This window comes from Kribbella sp. NPDC049174 (assembly GCF_043197365.1).
Lineage (GTDB): Bacteria > Actinomycetota > Actinomycetes > Propionibacteriales > Kribbellaceae > Kribbella.
On record NZ_JBICSZ010000005.1, the window covers coordinates 214124 to 225662 of the forward strand.

The window sequence follows — 11539 nt, forward strand, 5'->3', positions numbered from 1 at the left end:
ACACTCGCAAGCGCTTATGCCTCGGGGGTTCCGGAGCTAAGGTGCGGACATGGCAAAGGCGCCCAAAGTTCTCGGAATCGTCCTGGCGGGTGGCGAGGGGAAGCGGCTGATGCCGCTGACGGCCGACCGGGCCAAACCGGCGGTGCCGTTCGGCGGCAGTTATCGGCTGATCGACTTCGTGCTGTCCAACCTGGTCAACGCCGGGTATCGGAACCTGTGCGTGCTTACGCAGTACAAGTCGCACTCGTTGGACCGGCACGTGACGCTGACCTGGCGGATGTCGACCCTGCTCGGCAACTTCGTCACCTGCGTCCCGGCCCAGCAGCGGCTCGGCCCGCAGTGGTACCAGGGCAGCGCGGACGCGATTTACCAGTCGATGAACCTGATCAACGACCACAAACCCGACATCATCGTGGTGTTCGGCGCCGACCACGTGTACCGGATGGACGCCTCCCAGATGGTGGCGGCGCATATCGAGCGCGGGAACGGCGTCACCGTGGCCGGGATCCGGGTGCCGCGGGTGGAGGCGACCGAGTTCGGCGTGATCAAGACCGGCCCGGACGGCCACGCGATCGAGGAGTTCCTGGAGAAGCCGGCCGACCCGCCCGGGCTGCCGGACTCGCCGGACGAGACCTTCGCGTCGATGGGCAACTACGTGTTCAGCGCCGACGTCCTGGTGGAGGCGTTGCGCAAGGACGCGGCCAACCCGGCGTCCCGGCACGACATGGGCGGCGACATCGTCCCGATGCTGGTTGCCGAGGGCAAGGCCGGCGTCTACGACTTCAAGGACAACGACGTCCCCGGCGCGCTGGACCGGGATCGCTCGTACTGGCGTGACGTCGGCTCGCTGGACTCCTACCACGAGGCGCACATGGACCTGGTCTCGATCCAGCCGGTGTTCAACCTCTACAACTCCGACTGGCCGATCTTCACCTCCCACCCGCAACTGCCGGGCGCGAAGTTCACCGACGACGCGACCGTCGGCGAGTCGATCATCTGCCAGGGCTCGATCGTGTCCGGCGCGACCGTGGAGCACTCGGTGATCGGCGCCAACGTGATCGTCAGCTCGGGTGCGTTGATCGAGCGCTCGGTGATCTTGGACAACTGCAAGATCGGCGCGGACGCCGTGCTCAAGAACGTCATCCTGGACAAGAACGTGATCGTCCCGGCCGGCGTCGAGATCGGCGTCGACCCGGACTACGACCGGGAACGCGGCTTCACCGTCTCCAAGGGCGGCGTGACCGTACTCGGCAAGGGCCAGGTGATCGAGGCCGCCCCCAGTGAGGCGAAGGGCGAGGTCGCCGAGGCGTGAGCGCGCTGGAGAAGGAGGCGCTGGAGCTCGACCTCGCGGATCCCGGGCACCGGCAGCTCTTCGACGTACCGCCGGCCCAGGGTGGCGACTACCCGGAGGTCGCGTACTTCGCCGGCAACTCGCTCGGCCTGCGCCCCAAGGCGACCAGGACCGAGCTGCTCGAGGATCTGGACGCGTGGGCCGCGCTCGGTGTCGAGGGACACCTTGACGCGGTCAGACCGTGGCTGCCGTACCACGAACTGTTGACCGGCCCGGCCGCTCGACTGGTCGGTGCGCTGCCCAGCGAGACCGTGGTGATGAACTCGCTGACGGTCAACCTGCACCTGCTGATGGTCTCGTTCTACCGCCCGACCCGCTCCCGGCACCGGATCGTGGTCGAGGACTCGGCCTTCCCGTCCGACAGCTATGCGGTCCGCTCCCAGGCCCGTTTCCATGGGTACGACGGCGACGACGCGATCATCCGTCTCCGGCCGCGCCCCGGCGAGGAGTCCCTACGTACTACGGACGTCGTCGAGCAACTCGGCAGCGACGTGGCGCTGGTGCTGCTGGGCGGAGTGAACTACCTGACCGGTGAGCTGATGGACATCCCGATGATCACCAAGGCCGGTCATGCGGCCGGCGCGGTGGTGGGGTGGGATCTCGCGCACGCGGCCGGGAACGTCCCGCTGTCGTTGCACGATTGGGGTGTGGACTTCGCCGCCTGGTGCTCGTACAAGTACCTGAACGCCGGTCCGGGTGCGCTCGCCGGTGCCTTCGTGCACGAGCGGCACCTCGGCGGCGACCTGCCGCGGTTCGAGGGGTGGTGGAGCACCGAGGCGTCGACCCGGTTCGAGATGGCGCCGGAGTCACGCCCGCCCGCGTCCGCGGATGCCTGGCAGGTGTCGAATCCGCCGATCTTCTCGATGAGCCCGGTCCGGACCTCGCTGGAGATCTTCGACCGGATCGGCATGGAGGCGTTGCGGGCGCGCAGTCTGCGGCTGACGGCGTACCTGGAGAAGCTGCTGGCCGGGGTGACGGTCGGGCGGGTGATCACGCCGTCCGATCCGGAGCGGCGTGGTGCCCAGTTGTCGCTGCGGATCGGTGGTTCGCTGCGGGCGGGTGAGCTGGCGAAGCGGCTTCGCTTCGAGTACGGCGTGATCGCCGACGCCCGCGAGCCCGACGTACTGCGGCTGGCTCCGGTGCCGCTGTATTCGACGTACCACGACTGCTGGCGCGCGGCGTCGGCACTGACCGAGGCGGTGCCCGCGTGAAGATCGCGATCGTCGGGGCGGGGCTGACCGGGAGTCTGCTCGCCTGCTTCCTGGCCCGGCGCGGGCTGACGGTGACGCTGTACGAGCGCCGCCCGGACCCGCGGATCGGGCAGCCCGAGCGGGGCCGGTCGATCAACCTGGCGATCTCCGAGCGCGGGCTGGACGCGTTGCGGCGGATCGACCTGGTCGACCAGGTGATGGCGGACGCGCTGCCGATGAAGGGCCGGATGATCCACCCGGTCGACGGGCCGCTGGACTTCCAGCAGTACTCGGCCGCCGGTGACCGGGCGATCAACTCGATCAGTCGGGGTGTGCTGAACAACGCGCTGCTGACCGCGGCTTCGGAGGCTCCCGGGGTCACGGTGGAGTTCGAGCATCGGCTGGTGGAGCTGGAGTCGCAGGCCGGGCGGATGGTGTTCGCGACCCCGTCCGGGAAGGTGTCGGCCGAGGCCGACGTCGTCCTCGGGGCCGACGGTGCCGGGTCGGCGGTCCGCGAGCAGTTGCTTGCCGAGGGCATCGTCGCCGAGGACGTCGACTTCCTCGACTACGGCTACAAGGAGCTGTCGATCCCGGCCGCCGACGGTGAGTTCGCGCTGGATCCGGGCGCGTTGCACATCTGGCCGCGCGGTACGTCGATGATGATCGCGCTGCCGAACCCGGACCGCTCCTTCACCTGCACCCTGTTCTGGCCGTCGGGCTCCTTCGACGCGCTGACCTCGGCTGGCGACATCGAGCGGCATTTCGCGCAGCACTACCCGGATCTGTTGCCGTTGGCACCTGATCTGGTGGACGACTACCTGAACAACCCGGTCGGCGTACTCGGCACCGTCCACACGCTGCCGTGGCAGGCACACGGCCGGACGGCGTTGCTCGGCGATGCCGCGCACGCGATCGTGCCGTTCTACGGTCAGGGTGCGAACTGCGCCTTCGAGGACGTGGTCGAGCTGGACCGCTGCCTCGGCGACACCGGTGGGTCGTGGGCCCGGGCGCTGCCGCTGTTCGAGGCGCGCCGGCGGGAGAACACCGAGGCGATCGCGGAGATGGCGCTGGCGAACTTCGTCGAGATGCGCGACAAGGTGGCGTCCCCGGTGTTCCGGCTGAGCAAGCGGATCGAGCACGCGCTCGAGCGGGCCTTGCCCGGCCGGTACGTGTCCCGTTACGAGCTCGTGTCCTTCTCGACCACGCCGTACGCCGAGGTCCGGCAGCGCGTACGACGCCAGCACCAGATCCTCGGTGCGGTGATCGCCGGTGCCGGTGTGGTGGCGGTCGGACTGTTGCGGAGGCGGCGATGAGCCTGTGGAGTCCCGACCTGCTGGCCGGCAAGGTGTCGCGGCCCGGTCTGCTGCGCAACTTCGTCGACGGTGAGTTCGTCGAGGGCGGGTCGACGTTCGCGAAGCTGAGTCCGGTGACGGGTGAGCAGATCTTCGACGTGTCCGAGGCTTCGGCGGAGACTGTGGATGCCGCTGTCCAGTCCGCTCGGGCCGCGCTGCGGGGTCCGTGGGGGCGGATGAGTGAGCAGGAGCGGGCCGTCGTCCTGCGGCGGGTCGCGGACGGACTCGAGCGTCGCTTCGAGGACCTGATCGCGGCCGAGGTCGGCGACACCGGCAAGTCGATCAGCCAGGCGCGGACGCTGGACATCCCGCGGGGTGCGGCGAACCTCCGTTCCTTCGCGGATTTCGCGACCACCGCGTCGACCGAGTCGTACACGACCGTGCTGCCGGATGGCCGGCGGGCGCTGAACTACGCCGTCCGCAAACCTGTCGGCGTGGTCGCGATCATCGTGCCCTGGAACCTGCCGTTGCTGTTGCTCACCTGGAAGGTCGCGCCGGCGCTTGCCTGTGGCAACGCTGTGGTGGTCAAGCCGTCCGAGGAGACGCCCGCGTCGGCGACCGTGCTGGCCGAGGTGATGGCGGAGGCCGGCGTACCCGCCGGTGTGTTCAACCTGGTGCACGGGTTCGGCCCGTCGTCGGCGGGGGAGTATCTGACCCGGCATCCGGGGGTGGACGCGATCACGTTCACCGGTGAGTCCGCGACCGGTACGGCGATCGCCAAGGTCGCCGCGGACCGGGTCAAGTCGGTGTCGTTCGAGCTCGGCGGGAAGAACGCGGGGTTGATCTTCGCCGACTGCGATCTCGACGCCGCGGTCGAAGGATCGGTGCGGTCGGTCTTCACCAACGGCGGCCAGGTCTGCCTGTGCACGGAGCGGCTGTACGTCGAGCGGCCGGTGTTCGAGGAGTTCTCCGAGCGCTTGGCCGCGCGGGCGTCCGAGTTGACCTACGGCTGGCCGGCCGACGAGGCGACCATGAACATGCCGCTGATCTCCAAACAACACCGCGACAAGGTGCTCTCGTACTACGACGTCGCCCGAACCGAAGGCGCCGAGGTGCTGGCCGGGGGCGGCGTACCGTCGTTCGGCGACGCCCGCGACGGTGGTTGCTACGTGCAACCGACCGTGGTCACCGGGCTGCCGCCGGACGCCCGGACGAACACCGAGGAGATCTTCGGCCCGATCTGCCATATCGCCCCCTTCGACACCGAGGAGGAGGCGTACGCCCTGGCCAACGACTCCGACTACGGGCTCGCGGCCACCGTCTGGACCCGCGACGTCGGCCGCGCCCACCGCTCCGGCATCGCCCTGGACGTCGGCATCGTCTGGGTCAACACCTGGTACCTCCGCGATCTGCGCACCCCGTTCGGCGGCATGAAACTGTCCGGCGTCGGCCGCGAGGGTGGAAGGCATTCGTTGGACTTCTACTCAGAACCCACCAACGTCTGCGTGGAGCTCACATGACCGTGCTTTTGGCCGGGCCTCCGGCGCCGGCGTGGTCATGGGGCTTTGCCTCCCGGCCTTCCCTCGTCGCTCCAGTCGCTTCGCTCCCTGCGCTCCTCAGTCCAGGCCGGGAGGCCCCATGACCGTCGTACCGGGCAAGGCGGTGCCGCGGGGGCGGTTTCCGCATGTGAAGGTCGTCAACGGATTCGCGTTCGTGTCGGGGACGTCGAGCCGGCGGCCGGACAACTCGATCGCCGGGGCCTCGGTGGACGCGCTGGGAACGGTGTCGCTGGACATCCGGGAGCAGACCCGGGCGGTGCTGGAGAACATCCGGGACATCCTGGCCGCGGTCGGGGCCGGGCTGGAGGATCTGGTCAGTGTGACGACGTACCTGGTGTCGATGAACGACTTCGGGGGCTATAACGAGGTGTACGCCGAATTCTTCGACGAGTCCGGGCCGGCCCGGACGACTGTCGCAGTACATCAGCTGCCGCATCCCCAGCTGCTGATCGAGATTCAGGCCGTGGCGGCCGTTCCCACCACAGAACGCAGCCCGCAAAGGAGCGAGTGATGACGAATCTGGAGTCGACGAACTTCCCGCAGTGGATCGAGGAGAACAAGCACCTGCTGAAGCCGCCGGTCGGCAACAAGCAGATGTTCCCGACCGGTGACGACTTCATCACCATGGTGGTCGGTGGACCGAACCAGCGCACCGACTTCCACGTCGACCCGTACGAGGAGTTCTTCTACCAGATCAAGGGCACCATGCACGTCGACGTGATGACGGAGGCCGGCCCGGCCCGGGTGGACATCAACGAGGGCGAGATGTGGGTGCTGCCGCGGAACATGCCGCACTCGCCGCAGCGCGACGCGGACTCGATCGGCCTGGTGATCGAGCGGGTCCGGGAGCTGGGCACGCTGGAGAAGTTCCGCTGGTACTGCGACAACTGCAACGGCATCGTGCACGAGGTCGAGCTGCAGGTGACCGACATCGTCGCCGACCTGCCGCCGGTCTTCAAAGCCTTCTACGAGAGCGAGGATGCCCGGACCTGCCCGGACTGCGGCACAGTGCACCGCGGTAAAGGCTGATGGCCGTTGATGTCCACACCCACCTGGTGCCGAAGGGCTGGCCGGATCTCTCGGTAGCGTGCGGCGGCGACGGCTGGCCGTGGCTGCGGATCGACTCCGAGCGCGCGGCGATGATCATGGTCGGGGAGTCGGAGTTCCGCCCGATCGGCCCGCAGACATGGGATCCGGCCGTCCGGCGCGCCGATATGGATGCCGACGGCATCGATGTCCAGGTGGTGTCGCCGACACCGGTGTTCTTCGCCTACGACCGGCCGGCCGACCAGGCGGTCAAGGTGGCCCGGATCTTCAACGACCTGACCCTGGAGACGCTGGCCGGGGACGACCGGTTCGTCCCGTTCTGCCAGGTGCCGCTGCAGGACCCGGACGCGGCCTGCGCCGAGCTGGACCGGTGCCGGGCGGCCGGGCACGTGGGCGTCGAGATCGGCAACCACGTCGGCGACAAGGACCTCGACGACGCCGGGATCGTTGCCTTTCTCAACCACTGCGCCGAGACCGGTACGCCGGTCCTGGTGCACCCGTGGGACATGCCGGGCGGACCGCGACTGGACCGCTGGATGGCCCGCTGGCTGACCGGGATGCCGGCCGAGACCCATCTGTCGCTGCTGGCGATGATCCTCGGCGGTGCGTTCGACGCGCTGCCGCCGTCGCTGCGGATCTGTTTCGCCCACGGCGGCGGGAGTTTCGCGTTCTGGCTGGGGCGGGTCGAGAACGCCTGGCACCGGCGCGGGGACATCGTCCGTGGTTGCTCAGAGCATCCACCGTCGTACTACCTGGATCGGTTCTTCGTCGACACAGTGGTGTTCGAATCAGCGTCATTACGCCTTCTTGTGGATACCGTGGGGGAAGACCGCGTTCTGGTCGGCAGTGACTATCCCTATCCACTCGGTGAGCGGCCGGTCGGGGAGGTGGTACGGAAGGCCGGTTTCCTGACCGCGGACCAGCGGCACAAGCTGCTGTCCGGGAACGCCCTGCGTTATCTCGGGAGGGTCTGATGAGTGAAGACCGATCGGTTCTCTCGCGCGAAGCGCGCGAGCCCGACGAGGAACTCCGGTACGGCGACCATGCGGACCAGGTGATCGACTACTGGCACGCCAAGGAGTACCGCCCGCTGGTCGTCTTCGTCCACGGTGGATTCTGGCGGCCGGAGTACGACCGGATGCACGCCCGGCCGCTCGGTGAGGCGCTCGCCGACATGGGCTGGCCGGTGCTGTCCCTGGAGTACCGCCGGGAGCCGGGTGATCCCGACGCCAGCACCTCAGACGTCCGTACGGCGCTCCAAAGCCTGCCCGACCTTGTCGACGTCCACGCGGGCTACGTGCTCATGGGCCACTCCGCGGGCGGCCAACTGGTCCTGTGGGCAGCCGCGACGCTCAACCCCGTTCGACTCCGCGGTGTGATCGCGCTGGCCCCGGTCGCCGACCTGCTGATGGCCGATCGCATGGGGCTCGACAAGGGCGCCGTCCAGGACTTCATCGGCAGCGGTGTCCGCAACGACCTGGACCCGGTCCACCTGCCCGCCTCGATCGCCCCGGTCAGCCTCATCCACGGCACTGCGGACGCCCGGGTCCCCATCTCCATCACCGAGTCCTACTTCAGCGCCCACCCCACTGCCCGCTTCACGCGCGTCGAGTCCGCCGGTCACTACGAAGTGATAGACCCCCTCGCCGAGGCCTGGCACGACGTCACCGCCGAACTCACCCGGCTGACAGGCTGATCATGCTCAAGGGGGAACGGGTTGTTCTGCGGCCGGTGCGTGAGCGCGATCTCGCGGCCTTCATCGCCGCGCACACCGACATCTCCAACCGCGGCGAGTTCTTCCCGCTCGGCGTCCAGCCGGAGTCCGTCCTGCGGCGAACGTACGCCGAGACGGGCTTCTGGGAACGGGACGAGGGCACCCTGCTGATCTGGGACCGCGACGACGTCCTGGTCGGCCACATCGAGTTCTTCCGGCCGGTCAACTACTGGGACGCGTACGAGCTCTCCTACCAGCTCTACGGCCCGGAGCACGCCGGCCAGGGCTACACGACCGAGGCGGTACGCCTCCTGGTCGACTACCTGTTCGCGGCGAAGAAGGTCAACCGCCTCTCCCTGGTCATCGTGCCCGACAACACCCCGAGCCGCCGGATCGCCGACAAGTGCGGCTTCCAGTTCGAAGGCACCGCCCGCGGAGCCTTCTTCAACCACGGCCACAACGTCGACGTCCACATCTACGCACTACTCCGAGACGACCCCCGCCCCTGGCACAACCCAACCTAGGGCGCTCTCCACATGAGTGGTTCACCTGTTATCGGGCAGCCGGACCCAGACAGCGCCCCGGCCCGCCCCTGAGGACTTCACGCTGCCTTCGTTCTTGAGTTGTTCCAGCACCAAACGGATGGTCTGGTCGCTCACGCCGGGGAGGGCAGTCCGTACCTGGGCGAGCCGGAACACAACGTCGGCATGATTGAGGATGTAGTCCCGGACCCGTTCCTGCTTGGTGCCCCCCGAACGATCAGCGGCCGCACGGCGGGCAAAGGTCTCATACGCGGATGCCAACACGGCCACGAAGTAGGTCAGCCAGGGCCATGGGTCAGCCCGATCGTCATGCCAGTCGTCGGTCGATCGGAGTAGGGCGGCATAGTAGTCGTCGGCGGAGTCGGCGATGAGCTGCTCCAGCGAGACCCAGCGGCAGACCTCGTAGCCGGCGTCGATGAGCAACGCGTTGGTCAGTGCCCGGGCAACCCGTCCGTTGCCGTCCGCGAACGGATGGATGACCAACAGATCGAGGATCATCAGCCCGACCAGCAGTACGGGATGGTGCCTGCCCTGGACTTGTCCGTCCCGGTAGCGGGCGATGAGATCAGTCAGGCACTCGGCCGTCTTTGCTGCCGGGACCGGCACGAACCTCACGGTCGTGCTCCCGTCCGGCGAGCGATCGACGACGAGATTGTCGTCCGTCTTGAGCTCACCCCCTGGATACGCCGTCTCCGACCAGAGCAGCCGATGGAGGTGGAGCAGCAGCCCGATGTTCAGCGGGTGCCAGTCCTCTTGGAACAGGTAGTCGAGCGCCTTTCGGTAGCCGACCAGTTCCTGCTCGCTCCTGTTCCGAAGTACGCCGGCACTGCCGTCGATGACGCGCGCGGCCCGGTCGGCATCCGGGACCACCACGCCTTCCATGGCCGAGGAGGCCGTGATGCTCTGGATCCGAGCGCGGTTGGCGAGTTCTGTCAGGAGCGCGGGCAGTTGATGCCGGTAGAGCGCCTCACTACCGCGACCGGTATCGATCGACCGAAGTCGCATGACGACGTCGGACGGGACCTGACCGATCAGGCGGTCGAGGTCGGCGAACGAGCGCACCCGAATCCTCCAAAGAAACCAACAAACGTACTAGCCGCTGTCCATCTTAGTATGTTTGTTGGTTTCTTTAGGTATTTCTAGGGGAAATGCTGCTACTTTCAGTAGCCGTCCATGCCCATTGTGTTCCTCAGCTGAGGCGTTTGGCGGCGGTGAGGAGGCCTTCGGAGGTGGGGAGGAGGGCGGAGACGAGGTCGTCGTCGTCGCGGACGGCGCGGATGAGGTCGCGCAGGGCGTTGGTCTCGGGGTCGCGGACGGCGGGGTCGGCGACGCGGCCGCCCGTGAGAATGCCGGCGAAGGCGACGACGCCGCCGGGGCGGAGCAGCCGGAGGGCTTCGTGCAGGTACGCCGTGTTCTCGCGCCGGTCGGCGTCGCAGAAGACCAGGTCGTAGTGGCCGTCGGTGAGCCGGGTGACGACGTCCAGCCCGGCGCCGGCGATCAGGCGGAACCGGTTCGACGGGACGCCGGCGTCGAGGAACGTCTTGCGGGCCAGCCGCTGGTTCTCCGCGTCGATGTCGACCGTGGTCAGGGTGCCGTCGGTGCGCATACCGCGCAGCAGGGCCAGCCCGGAGACGCCGGTGCCGGTGCCGATCTCGACCACCGCCTTGGCGCTCACGCTGGCGGCCAGCAGGCTCAGCGCGGCGGCCGTGCCGGGGCCGATCGGAGCGATACCGCTGTCCTCGGCGCTCGCCCGTGCACCGGTGACGACCTCGTCCTCACCGGTGTAGTCCTCGGCGTACGCCCAGGACGTCGGGTCGATGCCGGTGGCGATGATGCCCTCCCAGTGTTCTGCCCAGTGTTCTGGCGCTGCGCTACTCATCCTGGACCGAAGCCTAGCGTCACGAGGTCCGCATTCCGTGTCTCCCGCGCGGAGACTGCGCACTCTTGCTCATAACACTGCGCCTTGAGTCATATATGATCGACCTCAACAGGACAGACTCGTCCCAGGAGAGGAGGTACGGCGGAAAATGCGGTGTCAGGCAGACGGACGTCGTACGGACTCAGGAGCGGATGACGTCGATCCCGGCTTCCTTGAAGACGGCCAGCTGGCTCTCGTCGGCCTGGGCGTCGGTGACGAGGGTGTCGATCTCGCTCAGCTCGCAGATCCGGGCGAAGGCGCGCTGGCCCAGCTTGGAGGAGTCGGCGACCACGACGACCTTCGCGGCCCGGCTGACGATCAGCTGGTTGATGTTCGCCTCACCCTCGTGGTGGGCGGTGGCGCCGGTCTCGTCGATCCCGTCGACGCCGATGAACGCGATGTCCAGCGACAGGTCGGCCAGGATCCGGTGCGACAGCGGCCCGATCATCTCGTAGGACTGCGGCCGGGCCACGCCGCCGGTGAGGACCATCTTGACGTGCGGCCGGACGATCAGCTCGTTCGCGATGTTCAGCGCGTTGGTGACGAGGGTGAAGGCCGGCTCGCCGTGCTCGGCGGACAGCTCCGGCCGGGTCGCCAGCGTGCGCGCCACCTCGGAGATGGTGGTGCCGCCGTTCATGCCGATCACCATGCCGCGCCGGACCAGAGTGGCCGCGGCCTGCGCGATCCGCTGCTTCTCCGACGCGAAACGCGCAGTCTTGTAGCGCAGCGGCAGGTCGTACGACACCGCGTTGGCGACGGCGCCGCCGCGGGTCCGGGTGAGGAGCTGCTGCTTGCCCAGGTGGTCCAGGTCGCGCCGGATCGTCGCCGCGGACACGTGCAACTGCTCGGCGAGCTCGTCGACGTCGATGGCGCCCTTCTCGGCGAGCGACTCGAGCAAGGTGTTGAGGCGTTCATAACGCTTCACC

General features: G+C 68.1%; 12 protein-coding genes. 9 read left to right on the top strand and 3 right to left on the bottom strand.

Going from position 1 to position 11539, the window contains the following annotated elements:
• Positions 1–49 precede the first annotated feature (49 nt).
• The 9 genes from glgC (at position 50) to ACGFIF_RS26070 (ending at position 8677) form a co-directional block, all read left to right on the top strand.
• The gene (gene glgC, locus ACGFIF_RS26030) at positions 50–1312 is read left to right on the top strand and encodes a glucose-1-phosphate adenylyltransferase (RefSeq protein WP_393157973.1); all 1263 of its coding nucleotides are present in this window, start codon (positions 50–52) and stop codon (positions 1310–1312) included.
• On the top strand, positions 1309–2562 hold the full coding sequence (gene kynU, locus ACGFIF_RS26035; protein ID WP_393157974.1) for a kynureninase: 1254 nt from the start codon (positions 1309–1311) through the stop codon (positions 2560–2562). The genes glgC and kynU overlap by 4 nt, the downstream gene beginning before the upstream one ends.
• A complete protein-coding gene (locus ACGFIF_RS26040; RefSeq protein ID WP_393157975.1) occupies positions 2559–3854 on the top strand; it encodes an FAD-dependent oxidoreductase in 1296 nt (431 codons plus the stop codon). The genes kynU and ACGFIF_RS26040 overlap by 4 nt, the downstream gene beginning before the upstream one ends.
• Positions 3851–5353 carry a 2-hydroxymuconic semialdehyde dehydrogenase gene (locus ACGFIF_RS26045; protein WP_393157976.1) on the top strand — a complete coding sequence of 501 codons (1503 nt, stop codon included), beginning with the start codon at positions 3851–3853 and terminating at the stop codon, positions 5351–5353. Before ACGFIF_RS26040 ends, ACGFIF_RS26045 begins: the two co-directional genes overlap by 4 nt.
• 118 nt (positions 5354–5471) lie before the next feature.
• Positions 5472–5903, top strand: a complete 432-nt coding sequence (locus ACGFIF_RS26050; protein WP_393157978.1) for a RidA family protein — start codon at positions 5472–5474, stop codon at positions 5901–5903.
• Positions 5903–6421 carry a 3-hydroxyanthranilate 3,4-dioxygenase gene (locus tag ACGFIF_RS26055; RefSeq protein WP_393157979.1) on the top strand — a complete coding sequence of 173 codons (519 nt, stop codon included), beginning with the start codon at positions 5903–5905 and terminating at the stop codon, positions 6419–6421. The genes ACGFIF_RS26050 and ACGFIF_RS26055 overlap by 1 nt, the downstream gene beginning before the upstream one ends.
• The gene (locus ACGFIF_RS26060; RefSeq protein WP_393157980.1) at positions 6421–7413 is read left to right on the top strand and encodes an amidohydrolase family protein; all 993 of its coding nucleotides are present in this window, start codon (positions 6421–6423) and stop codon (positions 7411–7413) included. The genes ACGFIF_RS26055 and ACGFIF_RS26060 overlap by 1 nt, the downstream gene beginning before the upstream one ends.
• Positions 7413–8135 carry an alpha/beta hydrolase family protein gene (locus tag ACGFIF_RS26065; RefSeq protein WP_393157982.1) on the top strand — a complete coding sequence of 241 codons (723 nt, stop codon included), beginning with the start codon at positions 7413–7415 and terminating at the stop codon, positions 8133–8135. The genes ACGFIF_RS26060 and ACGFIF_RS26065 overlap by 1 nt, the downstream gene beginning before the upstream one ends.
• Positions 8136–8137: 2 nt before the next feature.
• Positions 8138–8677, top strand: a complete 540-nt coding sequence (locus ACGFIF_RS26070; RefSeq protein ID WP_393157983.1) for a GNAT family N-acetyltransferase — start codon at positions 8138–8140, stop codon at positions 8675–8677.
• 21 nt (positions 8678–8698) lie between these two features.
• Here the strand turns inward: ACGFIF_RS26070 and ACGFIF_RS26075 are convergent, their stop codons facing one another.
• The 3 genes from ACGFIF_RS26075 to ACGFIF_RS26085 all read right to left on the bottom strand — a co-directional run bounded on the left by ACGFIF_RS26075 (position 8699) and on the right by ACGFIF_RS26085 (position 11538).
• Positions 8699–9757 (bottom strand): Fic family protein, encoded by a 1059-nt coding sequence (locus ACGFIF_RS26075; protein WP_393157985.1) that lies wholly within the window; start codon positions 9755–9757, stop codon positions 8699–8701.
• A 127-nt stretch (positions 9758–9884) separates the two neighbouring features.
• Positions 9885–10574 carry an O-methyltransferase gene (locus ACGFIF_RS26080; protein WP_393157986.1) on the bottom strand — a complete coding sequence of 230 codons (690 nt, stop codon included), beginning with the start codon at positions 10572–10574 and terminating at the stop codon, positions 9885–9887.
• Between the two features lie 181 nt (positions 10575–10755).
• Positions 10756–11538, bottom strand: a complete 783-nt coding sequence (locus tag ACGFIF_RS26085; protein ID WP_112244167.1) for a DeoR/GlpR family DNA-binding transcription regulator — start codon at positions 11536–11538, stop codon at positions 10756–10758.
• Position 11539 lies beyond the last annotated feature (1 nt).